A 26,163-nucleotide genomic window follows, 5' to 3' on the forward strand; every position below is an offset into this window, starting at 1 on the left:
TTCAGGTGCTTGCGGCGGCAGAGCAGCACTTTTTGGATGAACTTTTTTTTATGCTTTGGTCAGCAACCCTTTCGGTACTCTTCTGATTGCTTTTTTCAGCTTTCCTTTAGGCATCGCCTGAATCTTTTTCACCATTTTCCCCAGTTGCTTGCGGTTGTCGCGCGTAAACCGCTTCAAGCCTCTCGGAATGCGCTGCTTTTTCTTGTCGCCGGAATGCAGGCAAAACTTGTAGGCTTTTTTGCAGGAAAACTTCTTCTTGGCCCGCCGGAGATTCCATTTAGTAGGATTACCAAACAAGGAAATCCCATGATCGATTCCTTACCACTTGTACTTCTTCCCCGACTTTTTCTTGTGGAGAATCAGGTTGTGGTCGGATCGGTCCGGATTGAGAATCCAGGCGTCAAAAGCGACCAGGCGGGCCAGCTTTTTGGCCTGCTTGACGTACTTGTGCGGCTTTTTCAGCAGCTTCTTTTTCGCCTTTTTCCACGGAATGACCTGGCCGCCCTTGGCCTGCATCGAAATGAGGCCGCGCTTGATCCGGCCGCGCGGTCCGCGCACATGGGCCTGAATGACTCGCGCCACAGGCAAGCCGAGACTTTTCGCCAGGTGGGCGGCAATGTACTCGTTGGCAACGAGAAGGCGGTAATTTCTGCGAGGATACCGATGAACGGTCGACTTGAAAAAGCCTTTTCGCCCCTTGCGATTTTTCACCTTCCAGATCAGTCGGCCATACTTTTTACGCAGGCGCTTTCGATAGCGCCACTTCAGTCTCACCACTCGTACACCTCGTCCCTGCATTTTTTACATCATACGGACTTGGGTTCTGAATGGTGAAACCAAAAAGAACAAGACCTTTGGCCAAAAGGAAAAACAGGTGTTGATCCCTCATCTTTTAGCGGAGGGGAAGGAACCGTCGCTACTGTATTCTCAGACGCCCTGCCAATTCCTGCTAGATGACGGGTTTCTTTACAGAAAAAAACACCTCCTGCCTTCCGACAGGAGGTGCTTGCTTATGTTTTTCGTACACGCTTTACGCTTCCAACGTTTTTTGCATAGCGCGGTAGCTCGCTTCGATCGTGCGTTCGATATCTTCCTCGGTATGCGCCAGCGAAACGAACATTCCCTCGAACTGGGACGGCGGGATCATGACGCCTTCGTCCAGCAAGTGGCTGAAGTAGGCGGAAAAGCGCTCCAGATCGGCCGTTTTCGCCGTTTCGTAGTTGATGACAGGCGTGTCGGTGAAGAACAGGCACACCATGGAGCCTACCCGGTTGAGCGTGTGCGGGATCCCCAGCTTGCGCGCATTTTCTGCGAGTCCTTCGCCGAGGCGCGCCGACAATTTTTCCAGATACTCATACGCACCCGGCCTGCTCAGCTCTTGCAGCGTGGTCAAGCCTGCCGCCATCGCCAGCGGGTTGCCGGAAAGAGTTCCCGCCTGGTAGATCGGTCCTGCCGGAGCAATCTGCTGCATGATCTCCCGCTTACCGCCGTAGGCCCCGACCGGAAGACCGCCGCCGATGACTTTGCCCATCGTCGTCAGGTCAGGCGTGATGCCGTACAACTGCTGGGCGCCGCCAAGCGCTACGCGGAAGCCCGTCATGACTTCATCGAAAATGAGCAGCGTGCCGTATTTCGCGGTAATTTCGCGCAGCCCTTCCAAAAAGCCGGGCTGTGGCGGAACGACACCCATGTTGCCGCCAATTGGCTCAACGATGACAGCCGCCAGGTCGTCGCCGAACGTTTCGAAGGCGAGCTTCACGCTGTCCAGGTCGTTGTACGGCACCGTGATCGTATTCAACGCCGTTCCTTCTGGCACGCCCGGGCTGTCCGGCAGACCGAGCGTCGCGACACCGGAGCCTGCTTTAATCAGCAAACTGTCCGCATGGCCGTGGTAACAGCCTTCGAACTTCATGATTTTGTTGCGCTTCGTATAGCCGCGCGCGAGGCGCAGGGCGCTCATCGTCGCCTCTGTCCCGGAGTTGACCATGCGCACGACTTCTACGGACGGAACCAGTTCACATACGAGCTTGGCCATCTCGGTTTCGCGCTCTGTCGGAGCACCGAAACTCGTGCCAAGTGCCGCCACTTCCGTAATCGCGGCCAGCACGCGCGGATGCGCATGTCCGAGAATGAGCGGCCCCCAGGAGCCGATGTAATCAATGTAGCTGTTGCCGTCCACATCAAAAATTCGCGAGCCTTCCCCTTTGGCGATGTAGACCGGATTGCCGCCCACGCTCTTGAACGCCCGCACCGGGCTGTTCACTCCGCCTGGTATGTAATGCTGTGCTTCTGCAAACAACTGCGTCGATTTTTCTCTTGTCATCTCGTCCTCACCTCGCCAGCCATTTTGCTACATCTTTGGCGTGGTACGTAATAATCAGGTCCGCACCAGCCCGTTTGAAGCTCACCAACGTTTCCATTACGATCCGCTCTTCGTCGATCCAGCCGTTTTGCGCAGCGGCTTTGACCATGGAATACTCGGCGCTCACATTGTAGGCGACGATCGGCAGGTTGAAGTTTTCGCGCAGGCGCAGCACCATGTCCATGAAGGCAAGGCCCGGCTTCACGATCAAAAAGTCTGCCCCTTCCTTCACATCGGAAGCTGCTTCGCGCAGTCCTTCGCGCGCGTTGGCCGCGTCCATCTGGTAGCTCTTGCGATCGCCAAACTGCGGTGTCGAACCAGCTGCATCGCGAAATGGTCCGTAGAAGGAGGATGCGTATTTCACTGCGTACGACATGATCGGAATATGCTGGAAGCCCGCTTCGTCCAAAGCTTCGCGAATGGCGATCACGAAACCGTCCATCATGTTGGATGGAGCGATGATGTCCGCTCCGGCTTTTGCCTGGGAAACGGCCGTCTTGCCCAAAAGCGCAAGCGTCTCGTCATTGACGACTTCGCCCTCGTGAATGACGCCGCAATGTCCGTGATCGGTGTATTCACACAGGCACGTATCGGCAATCACGATCATTTCCGGGTGGGCTTCCTTGATCTGACGGATGGCTTGCTGCGTAATCGCCTCGTCGTTGTACGCTTCCGTTCCGCAGGCGTCCTTGTGCTCCGGTACGCCGAACATCAGAACAGACTGGATTCCCAGCTCCACGATTTCCTTCATTTCTTCCGCCAACATATCCAGAGAGAGCTGGTACACGCCTGGCATGGAAGCAATCTCGTTTTTGATGCCGGTCCCTTCCACTACAAACAGCGGGTAAATCAGGTCTTCCACGCGAACGTGATTTTCCCGTACCAGATTGCGCATTGCCGCGCTTTTGCGCAAGCGGCGATGACGATCAAATGTTAGTGCCATGTCAATTCCCTCCCAGATTCTCTAGTAAAGCTTCTAACAGTCCATCCACGGTGTACTCGCTCGCGACCACGTCGACGGCAAGCCCGTTTTTTCTGGCTGTCTCGGCAGTGATCGGACCGATGCAGGCAATCCGCACCTGATCCAGCCAGCCTGGCGAGGCAAATGGCGCCATCGCCTGGATGAAATGAGTCACGGTAGATGAGCTGGTAAACAAAATGACATCAATCCGGCCTTCTTGCAACTGTTGGGCCGCTTCCGGCGCCCGTGACCCGTCGATGACCGTCTGGTAGGCGTCTACCTCTGTCACGGCAAGCCCCAGCTCTTTCAGCTCTGCCGGCAAAGCCTTGCGGGCGATATCGGCCCGCGGCAGCAGCACGCGCTGCCCCGGCTGAAGCTGCTCGTGCAAGCTCGCAAGCAAGCCCTCCGCTACGTAATCGGACGGAATGACCGCAACCGAAAGCCCGTGCTTGGTCAGCGCTTGCGCGGTCTTGGGACCGACCGCCGCGATCTTCCCGGCAAACGCCGCGAAGCCGACTCCTACCTGCTCCATGCGCTCCAGAAAAAACCGCACGCCATTGACGCTGGTAAAAATCACCCAGTCGTAGCTCGGCAGCTCGGAGATCGCTTCGTCGAGCTTTGTTTTGTCTGCGGGCGGGATCATTTTCAAGAGCGGAAAGGCATACGCCCCTCCGCCCAAACGCTCGATTTTGTCCACGAGCTCCTGCACCTGGCTTTTCGCGCGCGTCACCATGATGCGCTTGCCCGTAAGCGGCCCGCGCGATCCGACGGCTGTCATTGCTCGTTCTCCCGCAGCACCTGTGCGAGCACCTCGCCAGCTCCTTGCGCCAGAAGCGCTTCCGCTACCTGCACGCCGAGCGCCTGCGGATCGCGGCCAGTCGCCGTGTTTTTGAACATTTGTTTTCCGTCCGGCGAGCCGACCATCCCGGTCAAAGTGATTTGCTTATCTTCTCCGACCGTCGCGTAAGCCCCGATCGGAACCTGGCAGCCGCCTTGCAGCTTGTGCAGGAAGCTGCGCTCGGCTGTCACCGCCAGCCGCGTCGGCTCGTCGTCGAGCTGCTTCAACAGGGCCAGCGTCTCTTCGTCATCGGCGCGGCATTCGATGGCGAGCGCTCCCTGGCCGACGGCTGGCAGGCTGATTTCCACAGGCAAAAATTGCGAAATGTTCCCTTCGTAGTTGACGCGCGCAAGTCCCGCTGCCGCCAGGATGATCGCATCGAAGTTGCCTTCTTCCAGCTTGCGGATGCGCGTATCAATGTTGCCGCGAAGCGATTCGATCTGAATGTCCGGGCGATGGGCGAGAATTTGCGCACTGCGGCGCAGACTGCTCGTGCCCACGAGCGCTCCTTCTTTCAGTTCATCCAATGTCTTGCCATCCAGAGACAAGAGGACGTCCCGCGGGTCAACCCGCTTCGGAATTGCACCGATCACGAGGCCCTCCGGCAATTCAGCCGGCATGTCCTTCAAGCTGTGCACGGCAAAATCCGTTTCCTTATCGTACAGCGACTGTTCGATTTCTTTGACAAAAAGCCCTTTTCCGCCAACCTTGGACAGCGTCACATCGAGAATGCGGTCGCCCTTCGTCACGATTTCGTGCAGCTCAAACTCAGCCTGCGGCGCGAGTTCTTTCAGTTTTTGTACGACCCAATTCGTCTGGGTGAGCGCCAGCTTGCTGCGACGCGTCCCTACTTTCCATTTTCCCATGACAGCCTCCTTGATGAACAGCCACTACCACCAGCTGTGAAATGTAGAAGTCGTAATGCCTAAAAAATTGATGAGCAGAAGCAAAAACGCCAGGACGTTCCACTGGGCGAGCCTGCGCATTTGCAGCGTATCCCGATAGCGTTTGTACAGCCAGAACGAATAGCTGGCCAAGACAAGCATGGAAGTAACTACTTTGGAGTCCAGCAAAAATTTCTCCGGCAACACCATTTTTCCCCAAATGATCCCCAGAACAATCGAGAGCAGCAGCATCGGCACGCCGAGCATGTTCATCCGGTAGGCGTAGCCTTCCAACTGGTCCAGGCTGGGCAGCCTGCGCAGAAGCGGAGTCCAGCGCCGCTCCTTGAGCATCTTATGCTGCAAGAGGTACATCGCGGAAAAGATCATCGACAGCGAAAACGCGCCATAGCTGAACATCGCAAGCGTCACGTGCGTCAAGAGCAGCTCCGAGGTCAAGACGTCAGATACTGCGACGATGGGCGTCTCTGGCAAGAACATCGACATGACCAGGACGACAAACCCGATAATATTTGTAAAAAAAACCAGCAAATCAATGCGAAAAAAATAGTGTAAGGCAAGTGATAGGCTTACCAGCACCCATGAGTAAAAAAAGAGCGTCTCAAACAGCGTAATGACAGGAAAATAAGCTTTCATCACTGTCTGCGACACAAAAAAAGCAGTTTGCAAGGCCCAAACGACAATAAGCAACCCGAAAGCCAAACGATTGACTTTCCGGTTGCTTTGCAAGAAGTCGTTAAAATAGAAGAGAACACTTGCAGCGTAGAGAAAGATCGTCAGGTCGTAGATCCATCTCACCTCGGCCATGCACTCTCTCCCCTCTTTCCCTATCGGTTTCTATCGATGGCAGTATCGTTTTTGCAAAGAAGAGAAGGTCTTTATTTCGGCACACGGGAAGCCAGGACCTGCTCGCGAGCTGCTGGCTGCTTGCTTTTGTCGTCTGCCCAGAGCGCTTCCTGCTCTTTGCGTTCCAAAATTTCTTCGAGGGCAAACATTTTGGTGAAAATGTCCAGCACTTCATCTCCGTATTTGGTAGCTGCCATTTCCTTCAGGCGCACGACCGGATCGTGCATGAGCTGATTGACGATCCCTTTGGTCGTCTTGCGAATAATGTGCATTTCGCGCTCGGTCAAGTTCGGCAGCTTGTTTTCTATCTTGCGCATCGCTTCACCCTGGATGGTGAGCGTTTTTTCACGCAGCGCGGCAATCAGCGGCGCTACGCCCAGCGTCTGGTACCAGGTCGTAAAGGCCACAATCTCCTCTTCGATCATCGCATCCAGCCGCTCCGCTTCCCGCGAGCGCTCTGCGACGTTGCTCGCGACGATTCCTTCCAGATCGTCAATGTCGTACAAAAAGACATTATCCAGATCGTGCAGGTCAGGATTCAGGTCGCGGGGAACCGCGATGTCCACCATGAACAGCGGACGGTGCTTTCTTTGCTTCATGATTGGCGCCAGATCCTTTTTGCCGAGGACGTATCCGGTCGCTCCCGTAGAGCTGATGACGATGTCGGCAGTGAGCAGCGCCTCAGGCAACTGCTCCATCGTACAGGAGTCCCCTTTGAATTTTTCCGCCAAAAGCTGTGCCCGCTCCAGCGTGCGGTTCGCTACCATGACTCGCTCGGAGCCGTTGGCGTGCAAATGCTTGGCTGTCAGCTCGCTCATTTTGCCCGCTCCGACAATCAGGACGGACTTCCCGGCGAAAGAGCCAAAAATCTTTTTCCCCAGCTCCACGGCAGCATAGCTGACCGATACGGCGTTTTGTCCGATCGCCGTCTCCGTATGGGCGCGCTTGGCAAATGTAATGGCTTGCTTGAACAGCGTGTTGAACACCGTTCCCGTCGTTTTCAGCTCTTGCGCCATCAGGAATGCGTCGCGCACTTGTCCGAGAATTTGCGTCTCTCCCATCACCATCGAATCGAGACCGGCAGACACTCTGAACAAATGGTCGATTGCCTGTTCATTCTCTTTTATATAAAGGTGATCTTTGAATCGTTCTTTTTCCACACCGAACCATTCCGCCAAAAAGCGGCGCGTATAGTCGCGGCCGATATTGGCCTGGTCGCAGACGACATACAGTTCCGTACGGTTACATGTCCCCAGGATGACACATTCCGCAATACTCTTCGTCTGGGAGAGAAGATGAAGAGCGCGTGCAGTCCCATCATCGCTGAATGTAAACTTTTCGCGAACTTCGACAGGTGCCGTTTTGTAGTTTAAGCCCAGCAAAAGAATATCCATAGTGTCCTCCCAGAATGACATACGTGCATACGCCATATGTAAAATGCACTATTATTATAACATTATGTCCCGAATCGGCCACGAGTAATTGTGAAAAGTTTATTAACGGAAACGCGCTTTTCGGCGCTGATAGAGTCGAAAACATAGCTTGCAAACGGCGGCAAAAAGCGACAAATGGCGCACGAATCCGCTTGAAATCCCGTTGCGAATCACGTATGATGCTGGCTATACGTCTACAAAAATAAAGTTTCGTAAACAAACCGGGAGGAGAGAAAAGAAGCATTGAAAAAACCATGGATGGCAGATATAACGCTGCTTCTGATCGCTTTGGTCTGGGGAACCACGTTTTTGATCGTGCAGCAGGCAATCGCCTCACTGCCCCCTAACACGTTCAACGCTGTTCGCTTCACGGTGGCCGCCCTGTTTTTGCTCGTCATTTTCCTGATTCGCTCTCGCCACCAGCTCGCAGCATTCCGCGGCCCGATCGTTCGCGCCGGGATCATCCTCGGCTTTTGGCTCTGTCTCGGTTACGCGCTGCAAACGGTCGGCCTTTTGTACACGACGCCTTCCAAAGCCGGATTCATTACGGGCTTGTCTGTCGTACTGGTTCCGCTGTTCTCCTTTTTGCTTTTGCGCGACAGGATCAAGCCTGTGGCGGTGATCGGCGTCATCCTCGCAGCAGCAGGCTTGTATCTTTTGACACAAAATCAGACCTTCTCGTTCAACCTGGGGGACGCGCTCGTGTTCGGCTGTGCGATTTGCTTCGCCATGCAGATCGTCTTTACCGGAAAATACGCGCCGCGCTTCGCGGCATTGCCGCTTGCGATCGTTCAGCTCGGGACGGTTGCGGTCATGAGCTGGCTCTACTCCTTTTTCTTCGAGGACTGGAGCCGGGCGTTTGATCCGGCGATCCTGTTCATCCCGGAAGTAGCGACAGGGTTGATCGTCACCTCGATCTTTGCAACGGCCCTCGCCTTTTTGGCCCAGACGGCTTTGCAAAAGCAAACTAGCTCCACACGCGTGGCGCTCATTTTCGCGCTGGAGCCTGTGTTCGCCGCGCTGACTTCGTACGTCTTTATCCACGAGGTACTGAGCGGCAGACAGTTGATCGGCTGCCTGATGATTTTTACCGGGATGATTTTGGCAGAGCTTCCGATCGGACAGTGGCTTGCGCAAGCGCGCTCGCGCAAAGGCAAGGCAAAGGAAGGCCGCGAGTCTGCCTGACTGATTCGAAACATTGGCTGTGCCAATCCCAAGCCATTGACGCAGCCTTGCACAAAAAAGGTTCCTTCTCCCCCAAGGGAAAGGAACCTTTTTTCGCGAAAACGCCGAAAGCCCCCGGCAAGACAATCGCCTGGTCAGTTGCTCTTTCTGACCTCCTGCAAGATCGCGTCCACAAACAACTGCATGACCTGTCCGCACACTTTTTGCGGCAAGCGCTCCGTGCGCTTGATCCACTGCTTGAGCCGCAGCAGGTGGTAGGCGGCTTGCGGGATTTTGCCGCTCGTTCCGTGGTCGATCAGCGCGACGGCAGACTGGCCGACTTTGGCCCAATGGCGGTATTTTTCAATCCACGGCCGCGCTTCCTTCGCGAGCTTGAGGTTGCTCATCCCGCCGAGCAACTGGTGGGCGGTTTGCTCCATCTCGCGAAACAGCAAGGTCAGCTCGGAGACTGCCTTGTTCCGATCTCCCTGCAAAAACTGGAAGCGAAAAGCAAGAAACGCTTCGAGCAGGCGCGGCGACTCGCCTTCGCACAAAAACGAGCTTTGCACATTGTCGGCAAACGTGAAGAACGCTTCGGCATCGTCCTTGCCCGCCACTTCCTCCACCGCCTGCTTCCAGGCCGCGTCCGGATCGTAGCCTTGCGGATCGCGCAAATAGGCGGCCGTCGTCATCAACGGAATTTTCGAGCATTCAGGCAGCGACATCGCGTTTGCCACGTAGCCTGCGGCGTGCTGCCACAAGTCCGGGTCGCGATGGCGCAATGGGCCGATATGCAGCTCGCTTGCCATCGCCAGGTCGTTGACGGGGTAGTTATCCCAGTAAAACGGCTTGTGCCCCGTATATTCGCCGAAGCGAACCGCATCGCCATCCGTCAGGTACGGCGAGCAGACAAACCGCCCCGTCCAGAACAAGTCAATCTCTTCGGGCAAATGCCGGCCCAGGTGCTGGATGTACGGCTCTTTGCCAATGCCGTTGTACTGGGTCGGGCAGACGACCAGCTTGACTGGCTCTCCCCACTCCTGCATCGACTCCCAGACGCGCCGGGTAGTCTGCACGTGAGCATCTGCCAGGTGGGCAAACTGCGCGACATCCCGTTCATGCAGCAGGTGCATCGGGATGTCGTCGAACAACAAGGAAAAATACCGGACGCCTTTGTCGTACATCGTCCGATATTTTTTCAAAAGCAGCTCCGTGTGGGCCGGACTCGCATATTCCATGCTGAGGCCGGGGCTTAGACAGTACACAAACTGCATGCCCCGTCCCAGGGCGCTTGCGATCAATTCGTCCAGTTGGCGCATCGCCGCTTCCGGATGCGGCTCCATCCATCGCTCCCGCAAATATACATCGTCTTTGGGCGAGTAGAAATACGCATTGTAATCGTGCCGATGCAAAAAATCAATCATGTCCAGCCGCTCTGCATGCGTCCAGGGCGTTCCGTAGAAGCCTTCGATCACACCGCGTACGGCAAAGCAAGCCAGTTTGCTCACAAAAGCTGCCTCCCCTTCCCACTTGCGGATTGGGTCTTTGACGGTATCTGCGTTACTGTTCCCGCTCGCTCGCGGCTGCTGCCGACACAGAAGCGTCAGTCGCCTCCGCTGCTTCCACCTGCGCAGGCTGGTCTTTTTCCCGCAGTCGGCGCAAGATTTCGCCCCACAGCTCATCCTTGCCTTGACCTGTCTCCGAAGAAAACACGATGATCGTATCGTCACCGCGCATGTTCAACGTCTGGCGGATGATCTTCGTATGTTGCAGCCAGCGTCCGCGGGCAATTTTGTCGCCCTTGGTCGCGACGACGACCGTCGGAATGCCGATCTGTTTGCACCATTCGTACATCGCCACGTCGTCCTTGGAAGGAGCGTGGCGAATGTCGACGAGCTGGATGACGAACCGCAGCTCTTTCCGTTTTTTCAGATAGCCCTCGATCATCTTTCCCCATTGTTCCTTGATCGTCTTCGCAACCTTGGCGTAGCCGTAGCCGGGAAAGTCGACGAAGTAGAGCATCTGGTTGACGCGGAAGTAGTTCAGCGTCTGGGTCTTCCCTGGCCGCGAGCTGATGCGCGCGAGCCCTTTGCGGTTCATCATTTTGTTGAGCAGCGAAGACTTGCCCACGTTGGAGCGGCCGACGAGAGCGATCTCGTGCAGGCCGTCCTCCGGGTATTGCTTCGGTCCGACAGCGCTGATGACGAACTCGGCTGAAGTTACTTTCATGCTTTTTCACCTGCTGTCGGCTGTCTGGTCAGGGCGTGGCGCAACACTTCATCCAAGTGCTCGACCGGATAGAAGGTCAGTTCTTTTCGCACGCTCTCCGGTATATCTTCAATGTCTTTCTCGTTGTCTTTTGGCAAAATAATCGTCGTCAAGCCAGCGCGATGCGCGGACATGCACTTTTCCTTCAGGCCGCCAATCGGCAAAACTCTTCCGCGCAGGGTGATTTCGCCCGTCATCCCCACTTCTTTTTTCACAGGGATTTGCGCGAGCGCCGATACAAGTGCGGTCGCCATCGTAATTCCTGCGGACGGGCCGTCTTTTGGAATCGCGCCCTCCGGAACGTGGATGTGGATGTCGTTTTTCTCGTGGAAAAGCGGGTCAATCCCCCACTGCTCGGCACGCGAGCGAATGTAGCTGAAGGCCGCCTGCGCGGATTCCTTCATGACATCGCCGAGCTTTCCGGTCAAGGTGAGTTTTCCTTTTCCTGGCAGGATGCTGACCTCTACGTTCAGCGTATCGCCGCCTGCCTGCGTCCAGGCGAGGCCCGTCACCGAGCCGATCTGGTCTTTTTTCTCCGCCAGGCCATAGCGGTAGCGCGGTTTGCCGAGCAGCGTCTCCAGTGTCTTCGCGGTGACGACGACGCGCTTTTTCTCCCCGCTGACGATCAGCTTGGCGGCTTTCCGGCAGACGTTGGCGGCTTCGCGGTTCAGATTGCGCACGCCAGCTTCGCGCGTGTACAGGCGGATGAGCTTGAGCATGGCGTCCTCGTGCACTTGCAGCTTATCCTTGCCAAGCCCGTGTTCTTCCATCTGCTTCGGCAGCAAGTAGCCGCGCATGATGTTGAGCTTCTCCAGCTCGGTGTAGCCGGAGATCGAAATGACCTCCATCCGGTCCAAAAGCGGGCGCGGAATCGTGTCGAGGCTGTTCGCCGTCGTGATGAACATAACATTCGTCAAGTCGTACGTCTCTTCGATATAGTGGTCGCTGAACTTGTCGTTTTGGTTCGGGTCCAGCACTTCCAGGAGCGCCGATGCCGGATCGCCCCGGAAATCGGACGCCAGCTTGTCGATCTCATCCAGCAAAAAGACCGGATTGATCGTGCCCGCCTGCTTCATCCCCTGGATGATGCGGCCTGGCAGCGCGCCCACGTAGGTGCGGCGATGCCCGCGAATCTCGGCTTCGTCACGCACGCCCCCGAGCGAAATGCGCACGAACTTGCGCTCCAGTGCGCGTGCGATCGAGCGCGCGAGGGAAGTTTTCCCGACGCCGGGAGGTCCAACCAGACAGAGAATCGGCCCGCGCATCGAGTTGACGAGCTTTTGCACAGCCAAATATTCCAGCACGCGCTCCTTCGGCTTTTCCAGACCGTAGTGATCCTCGTCGAGCACTTCTTGCGCGTGGTGAATGTCGAGATTGTCCACCGTCGTCTTCGTCCACGGCAGAGCGAGCAGCGTGTCGATGTACGTCCGGATGACCGAGCCTTCTGCAGAAGTGGCTGGCATCTTTTCCAGTCGTTCCAGCTCTTTTTCGATTTTCGCCTTGATTCTTTCGGGAGCGTCGGATTTCTCCAACTGCGCGCGCAGCTCATCCACTTCTCCCTGACGGCCGTCCTTGTCGCCGAGCTCTTTTTGAATGGCTTTCATCTGCTCACGCAAGTAGTATTCCTTTTGCGTGCGCTCCATCTGCTTTTTCACGCGGTTGCCGATCTTGCGCTCCAGCTCCAGCACCTCGCGCTCGTTGTTCAAAATATCCAAAAGAATTTCGAGCCGCTCCTTGATGTTGACCGTCTCCAAAATCTCCTGTTTGTCCTTCATTTTCAGCGGCAGATGGGAAGCAATCACGTCAGCCAGTCGGCCCGGTTCTTCGATGTCTGTTACGGATGTAAGCGTCTCGGGGGAAACTTTTTTCGACAGCTTGATGTATTGCTCGAAGTGGTTGAGCAGCGAACGCATCAGAGCTTCTACTTCATTTTCCTCCGTTTTTTCTTCTTCCAAATATGTAACGGACACAACGAAATAATCTTCCTGTTGAAGATATTCCTCGATCTTTGCGCGTTGCAGCCCCTCTACCAGCACACGGATTGTGCCGTTTGGCAGCTTCAGCATTTGTTTCACACGCGCAACGGTACCGATGCTGTAAATTTGCTCTGCCTCTGGCTCCTCTATATGAACTTCTTCCTGTGTCGCAAGCAAAATCTTGTTATCGTCCACCATGGCTTGCTCCAGTGCGCGGATGGACTTTTCCCGTCCAACGTCCAGGTGGAGTACCATGGTCGGATACACAAGCAATCCTCGCAACGGGAGAAGCGGTAATTCTCGTTTACCGGAACGTTCGCCCAAGCGGATGCACCTCTCCTTGTTGATCTATCCCTTCTTGCCAAGAGCCTGATAACAGACAAAAACGGCTCCCAAAGCCGTTTTTTGCCCACCCGGCATATCCGAATCACCCCAAACGACACGTAGAACAGACAGTCATTCTGACGCGTCCATCCCCAGCATTTGGGGAGCCCGTTACAGGCCGGGTAGGGCCCCGGGCTCTTTGCAAGCAGAAGCTTTTTACCATTGTAGCGCAAACACAATCCGATGTCTAATCCGCGGGCGCTTGCGACTGTTAGAGCGTCATTGGCGAGGAGGCCAAATCCTCCGCCGGAATCTGCAAGGTAAATCCAGGCGCTTCCTCATCCTGCACAGCGACCTTCGGCACAGCCAGTTCCATGACTTGCGAGACGGTCGAAACCGGAATCACCTCGATGCCCTTCATGTCAGCGAAAATGCTCTGCCAGTTTTCTTCGGGAATCAGCACGCGCGTCGCTCCCGCCTGCCGGGCCGCCTCGACCTTGGCGACCACGCCGCCCACCGGCTTCACCTTGCCGTGAATGCTCACTTCGCCCGTCATGGCGAGCAGGTTGTCTACCGGCACTTCCATAATCGCCGAATAGATGGCGACCGCAATCGCGATCCCTGCGGAAGGTCCGTCGACAGGGACTCCGCCCGGGAAGTTGACATGCAGATCGTAATCGTACGGACGAACTCCCATCCGGTTCAACACGGTCAGGACGTTTTCGATCGACCCTTTGGCCATGGACTTCCGGCGAATCGTGCGGCTGCGGCTGCCCATTTCCTCTTCCTCGGCCATGCCCGTCATCGTCATTCGCCCCTGACCAGGCACGGCGGTTGGCGTAGCCGTCACTTCCAGCTCCATGACGCTGCCCATGTTCGGCCCGTAAACGGCAAGCCCGTTCACCAGCCCCACCTGTGGCGTATCGTGCACCTGCTTTTCGGGGCGCGGCGATTTTTGGCTGCTGTGTACGACCCACTCCACATCTTGCGCGATGATCGTATTGCGTTCCTCGGTTAGCGCAATCCCTGCAGCGATTTGCAGCGTGTTGATCGCTTCGCGGCCATTGGTGGCGTAACGCTCGATGACTGCCACTGCACTGTCCTCGATGGTCATCTGCATCTTGGGAACGGCTGTGCGCACGATGCTGCCGATTTCCGCGCCTTTCAACGGCCGGAAGAAAATCTCCAGACAACGAGAGCGCAGGGCGGCAGGAAGCTCTTCAGGCAGCCTTGTCGTCGCGCCGACCAGACGAAAATCGGCAGGCAGCCCATATTTGAACACATCGTGAATATGCGACGGAATCTGATTGTTTTCCTCGCTGTAATAGGCGCTTTCCAGCATGACTTTGCGGTCTTCGAGCACTTTCAGCAGCTTGTTCATTTGCACAGGGTGAAGCTCCCCGATCTCATCGAGAAAAAGCATGCCTCCGTGCGCTTTCGTTACCGCGCCCGGCTTCGGCTGGGGAATGCCGGCCTGACCGAGCGAGCCCGCCCCTTGGTAGATCGGGTCGTGAACAGAGCCGATCAGCGGGTCCGCAATCCCCCGCTCGTCAAACCGGGCAATCGTCGCGTCAATTTCGATAAACTTGGCGTCCGCATTAAAAGGCGAAAGCTTGTTTTTCTTCGCTTCTTCCAGCACGACCCGGGCAGCAGCGGTCTTGCCCACTCCCGGCGGTCCGTAGATGATGACGTGCTGCGGGTTCGGTCCGCACAGCGCGGCACGCAACGCCCGCAGCCCATCCTCCTGCCCTACGATTTCCTCCAGGGTAGCGGGCCGTGTTTTTTCTGACAACGGTTCTGTCAAGGCGATCATTCTCATTCTGCGAATCGTGTCCAGATCTTTTCGCGATTCTTTTTCCGTGGAAGTTTTCGTGTTTCTCTGCGCTCGCAGCAAATTCCAGAAGTAGGTGCCAATCACAATTCCAACAACCACTTCAATGACAGCAATGACCAACGTGGTATAGTCCATATGCAGTCCCTCCCATGCGTCCTTGCAGCTTTTTTACGCATATGTAAAAGCGTCTCTTCAACGATATCAAGTAGTATTGCCCCGCAAACGAGTACGTAAACCATAAACCCGCAAAGCCAACTGGATGAATATGGAAGAAGGTAGCAACGTCTCTTGAAAAAACAAAAACCACCCCGCAAAAGCGGGATGGTTCGCTCAAACAACGATTATGCAGTTTCGCCGTGCAACTCGCGGCCTTCTTTGGTCATAAGGCGCGGCTTCACTTTGTCGCGCACCGTTTCTTCCGTGATGACGCACTTGGTCACGTCCTCGCGGGAAGGCAGCTCATACATCATGTCGAGCATGATCTGCTCGATGATGGCACGCAGTCCGCGCGCACCGGTATTGCGCTTGATCGCCTCTTTGGCAATTTGCAGGAGGGCGCCGGCATCAAACTCCAGCTCGACGCCGTCCAGGCTGAGCAGTTTTTGATACTGCTTCACCAGCGAGTTTTTCGGCTCGGTCAAGATGCGCACGAGCGTCTCCTCGTCCAGCGGCTCCAATGTAGCCAGAACTGGCAAACGGCCGACGAACTCTGGGATCAGGCCGAATTTCAGCAAGTCTTCCGGCAGGATGTACTTGAGGTACTCGCCCGCTTTCAGATCGCCTTTGACACCATCGGCAAAATCAGCGCCGAAGCCGATTACCTTTTTGCCCAGACGACGCTTGATGATTTGCTCTACCCCATCGAATGCACCGCCACAGATGAACAAAATGTTCGACGTGTCGATCTGGATAAATTCCTGATGCGGATGCTTGCGTCCGCCTTGCGGTGGAACGCTGGCAACCGTGCCCTCCAAAATTTTCAGGAGAGCCTGCTGCACGCCTTCGCCGGAAACGTCGCGCGTAATCGAAGGGTTTTCCGACTTGCGTGCGACTTTATCAATTTCATCGATGTAGATGATGCCTTTTTCGGCTTTTTCCACATCGTAGTCAGCAGCCTGGATCAGCTTGAGCAAAATGTTTTCCACGTCTTCGCCCACGTAGCCGGCCTCCGTCAGAGAGGTGGCGTCCGCGATCGCAAACGGCACGTTCAAGATGCGCGCCAGCGTTTGCGCGAGCAATGTTTTCCCGCTACCTGTCGGCCCGATCAGCAGAATGTTGGACTTTTGCAGCTCCACATCCTCGATCTTCGCCCCGGAGTTAATCCGCTTGTAGTGGTTGTACACCGCTACAGACAGCGATTTTTTCGCCAAGTCCTGGCCGATGACATAGTCGTCCAAGATTTTGCGGATTTCCACAGGCTTCGGAATTTCTTTCATGTCGATTTCTTCTTCCGTGCCCAGCTCTTCCTGCACAATTTCGTTGCACAGTTCGATACACTCGTCACAAATGTAAACGCCAGGACCGGCTACCAGCTTGCGCACCTGTTCCTGGGACTTGCCGCAGAAGGAGCACTTCAGTTGGCCTTTGTCGTCGTTAAACTTAAACATGCGCTTCACCTCACAACGGGTCAGTTTTTGCGTTCGATAATCGTGTCAATCAATCCATAGGCCTTGGCTTCTTCTGCACTCATGAAGTTGTCGCGATCAGTATCCAGCTCGACCCGCTCATACGGTTGACCTGTACGCTCGGACAAAATCTGGTTAAGCTGGCGCTTCGTTTTCAGAATCCATTCCGCGTGAATACGGATGTCCTCTGCCTGTCCACGCACGCCTCCGAGTGGCTGATGAATCATCACTTCGCTGTTTGGCAAAGCAAAGCGCTTGCCTTTGGCGCCAGCAGCGAGGAGAAACGCTCCCATGCTGGCAGCCATGCCCACGCAAATCGTGGACACATCCGGCTTGATGTACTGCATCGTGTCGTAGATAGCCATACCTGCTGTTACAGAACCGCCTGGAGAGTTTATGTATAGCGAAATGTCTTTTTCCGGATCTTCCGCCTGCAAAAAGAGCAGTTGGGCCACTACCAGATTGGCAACTTCATCGTCAATCTCCGTGCCGAGCAGAATAATCCGGTCTTTCAAGAGGCGCGAGTAAATATCGTAGGAGCGCTCGCCTCTGCTTGTTTGCTCGATGACCATTGGGATCAGCATTATGTATCTTTCCTCCTTTGCGGTAAAAGGGGTCGCCCTTTAGTTGAGAAGGATTTTACCAAAAAGTCGATGGTGGAAAAACAAGGCACGAGTGCATCGTGCCTTGTAGTTGGTACAGCCAGTGGCCAAGAGAGCCTGACCACTGGCCAATCATGCGTTCTTCCTAAGCTTATGCGCTTACTTTGCTTTGTGCAACCAGGAAATCGACTGTTTTGCGAATTTGCACGTCGCGGTACAGTGCCAGCATGTTGTCTTGGGCAGTGAAGATTTTGCGCAGCTCGTCAGCAGGACGGCCGTAAACGCCAGCCAGCTTGTTCAGCTCTTCGGTTACATCTTCTTCTGTCGCTTCGATTTTTTCCGCTTTGCCGATTGCTTCCAGTGTCAAAGATGTGCGCACGCGGGAGGTCGCATCTGCACGCAGTTGGTCGCGCAGTTGGCTTTCGTCCATACCGGAGAACTGGTAGTACAGCTCCAGTGTCATGCCTTGGTATTGGAGGCGTTGGCCGAACTCGTTCACCATTTGGTCCAGCTCGTGCTCAACCATCACAGCCGGCAGATCGATTTCCGCGTTTTCCGCTGCTTTCAGAACCAGTTGTTCGCGAACATACTGTTCTTTTTCTTGCGCAGCTTTTTCTTCGAGTTTTTTCTTGGTGTCAGCTTTCAGCTCTTCCAGCGTGTCGAACTCGCTCACGTCTTTTGCGAACTCGTCGTCCAGCACTGGCAGGTTTTTGCGCTTCAGGCTGTTCAATTTCACTTTGAATACCGCTTCTTTGCCAGCGAGGTTAGGAGAATGGTACTCTTCCGGGAAGGTTACCTTGATTTCTTTTTCATCGCCGATAGCAAGACCTACGAGTTGCTCTTCAAAGCCAGCGATGAAAGTGCCGGAACCCAGTTCCAGAGAGTAGTCTTCTGCTTTTCCGCCTTCGAATGCAACACCGTCTTGGAAGCCTTCGAAATCAATGACAACGATATCGCCTTCTTGGGCAGCGCCTTCTTCTACTGCTACCAGTTCAGCGTGACGCTCTTGCATGCGCTTCAGTTCAGCATCCACGGTCTCGTCAGTCACAGTGAAGTCTTTTTCTTCGATGGTCAGACCTTTGTAGTCGCCGAGCTTCACTTCTGGCTTCACGGTTACAGTAGCTTTGAAGATCAGGTTTTTCCCTTTTTCCATTTGCTCTACGTCTACTTCTGGACGATCTACCGGCTCGATGCCAGTTTCACGAACAGCTTGTCCGTAAGCGGCTGGAAGCAGAATATCGAGCGCGTCTTGGTACAGAGACTCCACACCAAAACGGGATTCGAACATTTTGCGCGGTACTTTTCCTTTGCGGAATCCTGGAACCTGAACCTTTTGCACAACTTTTTTAAACGCTTGATCCAATGCTGCGTCTACTTGCGAAGCATCTACTTCAACCGTCAGGACTCCCTGGTTATTCTCTACCTTTTCCCAATTTGCTGCCACGTAAACTTCCCCTCCTAAATCGAATCAACAGAACATCGCCAGCCGCGCCATGGTATCTTCGCAGGCTCGGATGATAATATTCTAGCCATTATAACCATTCTAGTATAGCATAAATCTTTTATTTGACAAGAAGCCACTCGATTCAGCGCCGAATCGAATAGCTTCCGCCCAAATCACGCACCACGTTGCCCTGGTAGTCGTAAAAGGTGACGGCCACCTGAACCGTTTTTGGCGTGACGCCCGTCTCCTCGATGATCGCGTAGGTCGGCACGTCAAAACCTCTCGGCAACTGCAGGCTGCCCGGATTCAAAAACAGAATATCCCGCTCCACGCCACAGGCCGGAACGTGCGAGTGACCGAAGACGACCACGTTTGCGCCGACTTCCTCGGCCCGGTAATGCAGGCGAAGGAGCGAGCTTTTGACTCCGAACAGGTGCCCGTGCGTTTGCAGGATGTGCAGGTCCCGCCAGTTGGTCTGCTGCTCGACAGGAACCTCAGAAGTCGCATCACAGTTGCCTCGCACAAGCGTCATCCGGGAAAACGGCTCGCGCTTGTGGTCGACGCAAAAATCGCCGCAATGCAAAATTTTGTCGACCGAATGTCGGTCTGCCACCTGAGCAACTTCGCGGACAAGACCGTGGCTGTCACTTACGACGAGAATGCCCATCGCGCCTCACTCTCCCGTGTTCTCTTCTGTCAGGCTGTGCGCCCGCTATTTCAGCACTTCCAAGAGCTTCTGCATCGCTTTGGCCCGGTGACTGATCTGGTTCTTTTCCTCCGGCAAAAGCTCCGCCATCCTTTTTTCCAGCTCAGGAATGTAGAAGACGGGGTCGTAGCCGAAGCCGTTTGTTCCTTTTGGCTCGCGAGCGATCAGCCCTTCACAGGCGCCCGTCGCGATAATCGGCTCCTCGCCCGGAACGACCAGCGCCAGCGTGCAGCGAAAACGCGCGGTGCGCTGCTCCATCGGCACGTCTTCTAGCTCGTGCAGCAGCTTGCGCCAGTTTTGTTCGTCTGTCGCTTCTTCCCCGGCGTATCGGGCGGAGTAGACGCCCGGGCGTCCGTCCAGCGCGTCCACCTCCAGCCCGGAGTCGTCGCCAAGAGCCGGCAGTTGCAAGTATGTAGAGATTTCGATTGCCTTTTTCAGCGCATTGGCTTCAAACGTGTCCCCGTCCTCCACCACTTCCGGCACGCCCTCGTACTGCGCAAGGCTGATGCCTTCCCAGCCGTAATCGGCAAACAGTCGGTTGAACTCTTTCACTTTTCCCTGGTTGCGTGTCGCCAGGACGACTTTTTTTCGATCAGACATGGCTTTCCTCCGCTACGTTTTCGGCAAACGTCAGGGGAACATCAGAGAGCGCCTGCTTCTGGCTCTGGATCAGATTGCCGATCCCGATTTTCGCAAGCGCGATCATCTCCTGCAACTGCTCCGGGGAAAACGGCGCGTCCTCGCCGGTGCCTTGCAGCTCGACGAACTTGCCTTTGCCTGTCATGACGACATTCATGTCCACCGTCGCTGTCGAGTCTTCTTTGTAGTTCAAATCCAGCACGGTCTCTTCGCCGATCACCCCAACAGAGGTCGCCGCCAGAAAATCGTTCAGCGGCAGTTGCTTCCAGACGCCGCTCTCCACCAGCTTTTGCATCGCGTCGACCATCGCCACATACGCGCCCGTGATGGAAGCGGTGCGCGTACCGCCGTCCGCCTGAATCACGTCGCAATCCAGCCAGATCGTGCGTTCTCCCATCGCCTCCAGATGCACCACCGAACGCAGCGCGCGGCCGATCAGACGCTGAATTTCCATCGTCCGTCCTCCGACCTTGCCTTTGGAAGACTCACGCGCGTTGCGGGTCGCTGTCGCGCGGGGAAGCATGGAGTACTCGGCTGTGATCCAGCCCTTCCCGCCGCCACGCATGAAAGGCGGTACCCGATCCTCCAGAGTTGCCGTACAAATTACCTTGGTGTCTCCGACTTCGATCAGGCACGATCCTTCTGCGTGTTTAATGTAATTGCGCGTAATCGTTACTGGGCGCAACTGGTCATGGGCACGGCCATCCACTCTCATTCCAAGTTCCTCCTAAATCGCTTTGATACACTCCGCTCATTATACCAGAGGCAGGAAACGATCTGCCACTGCCCAAACGACTCTGCCTTATTTACAGCAATTGCAAATATTCGGTTGACTCTTTTTTGGCGGTAAAGGGGCGCGAAAAAATGTTTGGAAAAGAAAAAACCACGCTCGCAACATTCGGGCGTGGGTAGGCAGGCTTGACGGAATTAAAACGCGATCGGATTGAGCTGCAACGGACGGCTCACAGGCTTCGTAAAATCGCCGCTGGCAAGCGGTTTGCCCTCGACGAGAAGCTGCACCTGCTTGGCTCCCGTCGAGTCCGTCAAGGAAAGCACGAGGGATTGCAGCGCCTCCGGGCTTGCTTCCTTGCCGTCGTCGTACTTGAGAATGTCGCTGCTCAGGTTGACGGTAATCAGGTCTTTCTCCTGTTTTACGTCCAGCACGCGAGTCGTCCGCAGCAGGGAACTGAACAGTTGCGAGCCTTGCTTCGGCCCTTTGATAAGCTCCTCCACGGTCGCCTTGGCGATGTCCGCTGTCTCCGGAACGAGACGGGTGACCGGAACGTAGTACGTGCGCTTGTCATCCAGTTGCCCCTGGAAATAAACCGTGACCGCTGACGTATTGCCCGGTGTCGCTCCGTCCGCCAGCTCCAGATTGACCCCGTGGTTGCGGTCCAACTGCGTAATCGGCGTGCTGGCGGCCGGCATCTCGGTAAGCGGTGTTCCGTTCACCCAGATTTGCACCGTCTTGACGTTGGAAAACTCGGTCAGCGCCCGCGTCACTGCGTCGAGAATTTTTTTCTCGTCTTTTTCCTCATACGCTTTGAACTCTTTGGAAAAGTCCACCGTCGCCACGCCGTCTTTGATAACCAATCCTTTCACTTCCGTCCCTGCCGGCAGCACGGCTGAAAAGCCTCCCTGCAGCATGCTCTCGACAGGCCCGCCCTTGACCATGTAGCTCAACACTTGCTTGGCAGGACCTTCTGATTTCGGAAGCGTCAGCGACACCGGTACGACGTAGCCGTTTGCGTCGAGCAGATAGACGGTCTTGTCACTTGTCTGTTGGACCGCTTGCTCGCTGCCTTGGACGGCGACATCGGGTGAAACTGTACCGTTTGGCTGATCGGCTGAAACCTGTGACTGTGGCGGTGCGTCGATGCTGCTCGTTTCCGATTCCGGGCCAAACAGACCGCAGCCCGACAAAAGCACGGCGCTTACCCCCAGAACGGCCGTCATTTTGCCTATGTGTCCCATCTTCATTTCCCCAGCCTCCTCCAGACACTTTGTACTACCATGTATACGAGCAGGGCTTGGGTTTATGCGTTGAAAGTTTGTCTGGCAAAAAGGACAGCCAGCCGCGTTTTTACGGCTGTACCGATTTTTCCAGGGAGTGATGCAGGACGTTCACCTTGCTGGCCAGCCACTCTTCGGCGATCGTCCGGAAGCGCTCAGCGTCTCCGCTCGTGACGAACAGATGCTGGCCCGGCTCTTGCTGTCCGCGACCAGCCAACGGAGCGATCTGGACGGACAACTCGCGCGCTGTTTCCTCGGCGGAGCTGATTAACCGGACGCCCTCTCCCATGACCTCCTGGATCACGGGCGCCAAGAGCGGATAGTGGGTACAGCCGAGAATCAAAGTGTCCAGATTCTCCGCGAGCAAAGGCGCCAATGCTTCTTTTACGATCATGCGCGCCTGGTCCGAGTTCGCCTGATGATTTTCCACCAGCGGCACGAACGCCGGACAAGCCTTGCCCACCACATACAAATCCGGCTCGGCACGCAAGAGGGCACGTTCGTATGCTTTCGTGCGAATCGTCATCTCGGTTCCGATCACGCCAACCCGTCCATTTTTGGTCACCGAAACGGCTGCACGCGCTCCCGGCTCGATCACCCCGATCACCGGCAGCGGCAAATAAGCCATCGCTTCCTCCAGGACGACCGCTGTTGCCGTATTGCAGGCAATCACCAGCGCCTTGAGCGGCGTATTCATGACGTAATCAATCATTTGAAAGCTGTATGTCCGAATCTCTTCCGGGGACTTGGAGCCGTACGGGCACCGCGCGTTGTCTCCTACGTAGATGATCGTTTCTTCGGGTAGCTGACGCATGACTTCTTTGGCTACGGTCAATCCTCCCACTCCTGAATCAATGACGGCAATCGCTCCATCTCTACTCATGCAAATGTGTCTCCCCTGTTGTAATGAATATAGTACAGCATACCACTCAAACATTTGTGCTACTACCATATGCCGAGTTTAATTTTCTTGTACTCCGCGAATGTCGCACCTTCTCTGGGCTGCGTTCATAATCTGAAAATGAGATGCGCCCAAGTGAGGAGGAATTTTTTTGGAAGAGAAAACCAAGCAATTGCTGGATTGGAGTCAGTGGGGCTGCCAATGGATCGATCATTTGCGGAGACAAAAAACACTGAACCGGGAGCTGGAGCGGCATCTGCACAAATTTGAAGAATCTTTTACCAAAATAGGAAGACAGGCTACGCGGATGGATAAGACCGAAGCAATAGAGTTGCTCCCGGCGCTCATCGCGCGGGCAGAGCAAGTACAGGAGCAGTTCCACCATTTTTTGCGGCTGGCCCAGCTTACGGAGGATGAACGGTTCGACGAGCCGACAATGGCGCACGAGGAGCTTTTGGAAACGGAAGCGGTACAAGGAGCACAGGAGGCGCTCGCAGTCACACCCGCTCAGATGAACCAGGCCGCCATCCCCGCCCCTGCTGCCTACCAGGCCGTACGAGACACCGCACGCGAGCCGGTTCGCGTCGCACGCCCCGTCGCCCCTGGCCGTCATACGCTTCCCCCGCTGCCGTACGCGCCGAACGCCCTTGAGCCGTATATCGACGAGCAGACGATGCGCATTCATCACGAGAAGCTGCACCAGAAGTACGTAGACGATCTGAATACGGCGGAGCGAAAGCTGGTCGAAGCCCGCCAAAGCGGCAACTACGACTTGATTCGCCACTGGGAGCGCGAGCTGGCTTTTAACGGAGCTGGCCATTATTTGCATACGATTTTCTGGCCTTCCATGAGCCCGCACGGAGGCGGCACGCCAACAGGCGACCTGGCTGATGCGATTCAGCGGTACTTCGGGTCTTTTGACGCATTCAAGCAGCAGTTTTCCCAGGCAGCCAGAAAAGTGGAAGGCCCCGGCTGGGCGATCCTCGTCTGGTCACCGCGCGCCCAGCACCTGGAAATCTTGACGGCGGAAAAGCATCAAAACCTGGCGCAATGGGATACGGTCCCGCTGCTCGTGCTGGACGTCTGGGAGCACGCCTATTTTCTCCAGTATCAAAACCAGCGGGACAAATACGTGGAAAACTGGTGGAACATCGTCCATTGGCCCTACGTGCAGGAGCGCTTCCAGCAGGCGCGGAAACTGCGCTGGGAACCGTTTTGAGCTGCTTTTTTTCGCAAAAAGCCCCCTGTTCTCCCAAAAGCATCGGGCTGAAAGGGGGTACCTGGTTTCTGTTGCGTTTACGGATTGTAAATGACAAACTCGATCTTCTGCACCTTCACCGGATTGTTCAGCGACCTTGCCGCCTCATCCGTTTTTTGCGCGGCAATCTTGTCGACGACTTCCATCCCTTCAAACACATGCCCAAATACCGTGTGGCGGTTGTCCAGGTAGGCCCGTCCGCCTATTTCCTTGTACTTGGCTTCTGCATTCAATGGGAGCGCGGATAGATCGAGGTACTCCTGATCTACCTTGGGACTTTGTACGATATAAAAATGTGTGCTGTTCGTATTGGGTCCCGCGTTGCCCATGCTGAGCGCTCCGCGGAAATTGAACAGGTCGCGGTTAAACTCGTCTTCAAAATCTTGGCCGTATATGCTCGGCAGCTCCTTGCCATCCGGCCCTGTCAGTTCGCCTGCCTGAATCATGAAATCGTTGATGACCCGGTGAAAAATCATGTCGTTGTAGGCGCCTTTTTTGGCCAGCGTCTTAAAGTTTTCCACCGCTTTCGGAGCCTTGTCCGGAAACAGCCTGAGCTTGATGACCCCCGCATCTGTGGTCATCACGCCTATTTCTTCTCCTTTTTGCGGCTTTTCGAGCTGGATCAGCCTCACATCGGACACATCGATCCCGGAATCTTGCCAGATGACGCCCCATGCCTGCCAGGCGGCCCCGTCCATACTGCCGCGTTTGACGAGGCCGATCCAATCTGTTTTTTCGATCACTCTGTTGTCTGCCGTATAGCCGACATATTTGAACTTCACGATGGCGCGGTAATTGTTGTAGGCATCTTCCTTTGTCACCGTGTACAGCTTCTCCGGCACGGCCTCGACGACCTGAACGGACTTGAACAGCGCCAACCCTTTTACATAGTCTTGCATCGCAAAATGGTTCAACGAGTCTTTGGCCAGCAGCTTCTCCAGCTCAGCCGGATTCGCCCGATGCTTCACCAGCGCCTGGGCAAAATCTGCTACCTCCTGCTTGTCCCCACTGTGCGGGCGAAATTGGTGGGACTGGACTTCGGAGCGGTAATCGTGAGTGGCGCTTGCTGATACTTGCTGGACGACACATAATGCCAAAGAATCTTCTATTCTGTTAATTGTTCCACAAAATCAATATTGTTCGCGCTGCATATAGAGGAAAAAAGAAGCCCCAGACAAGTAGTTGGTTACTCGTTTGGGGCTTTCGAGTTATATATAGTTCTATATTTTCATTTCCAACAATTTACTAATCGCTTTAAATAAGACGTTTTCTACTGTGCCTCCTTTTGCTTTCACTAGAATATTTTTATCCTCATCAAAGACTTCGATTCTGTATAATAAACCTTCATAATTATGACTTAAAATATACTTAAATTCGTTTCTCTCAAGCCATAACATTAAGTCATAGATGTTTGGAAGCCATAAGCCATTTTTATAAACTTCTTCGGGTGATAACAATATTTCATCGGGAATAATTCTCCCACCTACACACCACTCATCATCGTTAAGCTTGTAAATATCAAATGGTGCAATTTCATCCACATAGTATGTTCTCTTAAAGCCTAATGATATTAATTTTTTTGCATCTTTTTCTCCCAAATACATATCTTAACACCTACTGAATTTTTAGTTTTAATCCCACAGGGCCTTTATGCTTTGAATCAAGAGGAATAAAATTTCCATACGGATCAGCATCTCTATACCAATTTAATTCTTTACCTGATCTTTTAAATACTTTAAATGCTGAACCTCCATCACCCTGTAAATCCTTTGCCCACCAAAGGCCATTGGAATCCTCATAAACATTGATAGGCTTCCCTTTATAATTAGCCTTTACCATAGATTTACTATTCTTAGTAATATCCCATAATGTTGTTTTATTGGCTGTAGGTTTCTGATAACTTGCTTTATTAAATTCATTACCCGTCCCGTTTGCAACATTTTTACCTGGATTTCTAATTGTCCCTACTGCTGCCCCCGCACCAGCAGCTCCCAATCCCAAATCAGGAGCATCCCCATGATTCATGCCAACCGTATTGTTAAATGTAACGATAGCTGTCGAAAGAAC

General features: G+C 54.7%; 25 protein-coding genes. 2 read left to right on the top strand and 23 right to left on the bottom strand.

The window, feature by feature from the left end:
* Positions 1-48 precede the first annotated feature (48 nt).
* From AC3WQH_RS08620 to hemA, 8 genes are all read right to left on the bottom strand, one after another.
* Positions 49-177: a hypothetical protein gene (locus tag AC3WQH_RS08620; RefSeq protein WP_492331985.1), complete on the bottom strand. Its 129-nt coding sequence runs from the start codon at positions 175-177 to the stop codon at positions 49-51.
* A 141-nt stretch (positions 178-318) separates the two neighbouring features.
* Positions 319-774 carry a HipA family kinase gene (locus AC3WQH_RS08625; RefSeq protein WP_429782274.1) on the bottom strand — a complete coding sequence of 152 codons (456 nt, stop codon included), beginning with the start codon at positions 772-774 and terminating at the stop codon, positions 319-321.
* Positions 775-1,030: 256 nt separating this feature from the next.
* Positions 1,031-2,323, bottom strand: a complete 1,293-nt coding sequence (gene hemL / locus AC3WQH_RS08630) for a glutamate-1-semialdehyde 2,1-aminomutase (protein ID WP_005826532.1) — start codon at positions 2,321-2,323, stop codon at positions 1,031-1,033.
* 7 nt (positions 2,324-2,330) lie between these two features.
* On the bottom strand, positions 2,331-3,305 hold the full coding sequence (gene hemB, locus AC3WQH_RS08635; RefSeq protein ID WP_005826533.1) for a porphobilinogen synthase: 975 nt from the start codon (positions 3,303-3,305) through the stop codon (positions 2,331-2,333).
* 1 nt (position 3,306) lies between these two features.
* A complete protein-coding gene (locus AC3WQH_RS08640; protein ID WP_007782471.1) occupies positions 3,307-4,101 on the bottom strand; it encodes a uroporphyrinogen-III synthase in 795 nt (264 codons plus the stop codon).
* Complete coding sequence (gene hemC / locus AC3WQH_RS08645) at positions 4,098-5,027, bottom strand: hydroxymethylbilane synthase (protein ID WP_122952966.1); 930 nt, start codon at positions 5,025-5,027, stop codon at positions 4,098-4,100. Before hemC ends, AC3WQH_RS08640 begins: the two co-directional genes overlap by 4 nt.
* 24 nt (positions 5,028-5,051) lie before the next feature.
* A complete protein-coding gene (locus tag AC3WQH_RS08650; RefSeq protein WP_005826536.1) occupies positions 5,052-5,870 on the bottom strand; it encodes a cytochrome C assembly family protein in 819 nt (272 codons plus the stop codon).
* Between the two features lie 71 nt (positions 5,871-5,941).
* Positions 5,942-7,303, bottom strand: coding sequence for a glutamyl-tRNA reductase (hemA, locus tag AC3WQH_RS08655; RefSeq protein ID WP_007782479.1), 1,362 nt, complete (start codon positions 7,301-7,303; stop codon positions 5,942-5,944).
* 282 nt (positions 7,304-7,585) lie between these two features.
* Here hemA and AC3WQH_RS08660 point away from each other — a divergent pair, with 282 nt between their 5' ends.
* Positions 7,586-8,527: a DMT family transporter gene (locus AC3WQH_RS08660; protein ID WP_005826538.1), complete on the top strand. Its 942-nt coding sequence runs from the start codon at positions 7,586-7,588 to the stop codon at positions 8,525-8,527.
* 134 nt (positions 8,528-8,661) lie between these two features.
* On the opposite strand, the gene AC3WQH_RS08665 is transcribed toward AC3WQH_RS08660, so the two are convergent.
* From AC3WQH_RS08665 to racE, 12 genes are all read right to left on the bottom strand, one after another.
* Positions 8,662-10,014, bottom strand: coding sequence for a protein O-GlcNAcase (locus AC3WQH_RS08665; protein ID WP_005826539.1), 1,353 nt, complete (start codon positions 10,012-10,014; stop codon positions 8,662-8,664).
* Between the two features lie 52 nt (positions 10,015-10,066).
* Positions 10,067-10,735, bottom strand: coding sequence for a ribosome biogenesis GTP-binding protein YihA/YsxC (gene yihA, locus AC3WQH_RS08670; protein ID WP_005826540.1), 669 nt, complete (start codon positions 10,733-10,735; stop codon positions 10,067-10,069).
* Entirely contained in the window at positions 10,732-13,074 is a 2,343-nt protein-coding gene (gene lon / locus AC3WQH_RS08675; protein WP_039970220.1) for an endopeptidase La, read from the bottom strand. The genes yihA and lon overlap by 4 nt, the downstream gene beginning before the upstream one ends.
* 271 nt (positions 13,075-13,345) lie before the next feature.
* Positions 13,346-15,043 (bottom strand): ATP-dependent protease LonB, encoded by a 1,698-nt coding sequence (gene lonB / locus AC3WQH_RS08680; RefSeq protein ID WP_005826542.1) that lies wholly within the window; start codon positions 15,041-15,043, stop codon positions 13,346-13,348.
* A 206-nt stretch (positions 15,044-15,249) separates the two neighbouring features.
* Positions 15,250-16,515: an ATP-dependent protease ATP-binding subunit ClpX gene (clpX, locus tag AC3WQH_RS08685; RefSeq protein WP_005826543.1), complete on the bottom strand. Its 1,266-nt coding sequence runs from the start codon at positions 16,513-16,515 to the stop codon at positions 15,250-15,252.
* A 20-nt stretch (positions 16,516-16,535) separates the two neighbouring features.
* Positions 16,536-17,117: an ATP-dependent Clp endopeptidase proteolytic subunit ClpP gene (gene clpP / locus AC3WQH_RS08690; protein ID WP_005826544.1), complete on the bottom strand. Its 582-nt coding sequence runs from the start codon at positions 17,115-17,117 to the stop codon at positions 16,536-16,538.
* 169 nt (positions 17,118-17,286) lie between these two features.
* On the bottom strand, positions 17,287-18,579 hold the full coding sequence (tig, locus tag AC3WQH_RS08695) for a trigger factor (protein ID WP_005826545.1): 1,293 nt from the start codon (positions 18,577-18,579) through the stop codon (positions 17,287-17,289).
* 142 nt (positions 18,580-18,721) lie between these two features.
* On the bottom strand, positions 18,722-19,246 hold the full coding sequence (locus tag AC3WQH_RS08700; protein WP_005826546.1) for a metallophosphoesterase family protein: 525 nt from the start codon (positions 19,244-19,246) through the stop codon (positions 18,722-18,724).
* Between the two features lie 45 nt (positions 19,247-19,291).
* Positions 19,292-19,885: an XTP/dITP diphosphatase gene (locus tag AC3WQH_RS08705; protein ID WP_005826547.1), complete on the bottom strand. Its 594-nt coding sequence runs from the start codon at positions 19,883-19,885 to the stop codon at positions 19,292-19,294.
* Positions 19,878-20,639 carry a ribonuclease PH gene (gene rph, locus AC3WQH_RS08710; RefSeq protein WP_007782491.1) on the bottom strand — a complete coding sequence of 254 codons (762 nt, stop codon included), beginning with the start codon at positions 20,637-20,639 and terminating at the stop codon, positions 19,878-19,880. The genes AC3WQH_RS08705 and rph overlap by 8 nt, the downstream gene beginning before the upstream one ends.
* A 212-nt stretch (positions 20,640-20,851) precedes the next feature.
* Positions 20,852-21,904, bottom strand: a complete 1,053-nt coding sequence (locus AC3WQH_RS08715) for a GerMN domain-containing protein (protein WP_197186987.1) — start codon at positions 21,902-21,904, stop codon at positions 20,852-20,854.
* 103 nt (positions 21,905-22,007) lie between these two features.
* On the bottom strand, positions 22,008-22,820 hold the full coding sequence (gene racE / locus AC3WQH_RS08720) for a glutamate racemase (protein ID WP_007782495.1): 813 nt from the start codon (positions 22,818-22,820) through the stop codon (positions 22,008-22,010).
* A 169-nt stretch (positions 22,821-22,989) separates the two neighbouring features.
* Here racE and AC3WQH_RS08725 point away from each other — a divergent pair, with 169 nt between their 5' ends.
* Positions 22,990-24,057, top strand: a complete 1,068-nt coding sequence (locus AC3WQH_RS08725; RefSeq protein WP_197186986.1) for a superoxide dismutase — start codon at positions 22,990-22,992, stop codon at positions 24,055-24,057.
* 77 nt (positions 24,058-24,134) lie between these two features.
* On the opposite strand, the gene AC3WQH_RS08730 is transcribed toward AC3WQH_RS08725, so the two are convergent.
* From AC3WQH_RS08730 to AC3WQH_RS08740, 3 genes are all read right to left on the bottom strand, one after another.
* Positions 24,135-25,193 (bottom strand): peptidylprolyl isomerase, encoded by a 1,059-nt coding sequence (locus AC3WQH_RS08730; protein WP_221842073.1) that lies wholly within the window; start codon positions 25,191-25,193, stop codon positions 24,135-24,137.
* Positions 25,194-25,316: 123 nt separating this feature from the next.
* The gene (locus AC3WQH_RS08735) at positions 25,317-25,700 is read right to left on the bottom strand and encodes a hypothetical protein (RefSeq protein ID WP_005826558.1); all 384 of its coding nucleotides are present in this window, start codon (positions 25,698-25,700) and stop codon (positions 25,317-25,319) included.
* 10 nt (positions 25,701-25,710) lie between these two features.
* The coding region (locus tag AC3WQH_RS08740; RefSeq protein ID WP_492331986.1) for a hypothetical protein at positions 25,711-26,163 on the bottom strand (453 nt) is incomplete at its 5' end.

This window comes from Brevibacillus sp. FW301-21C12A (genome assembly GCF_058788915.1).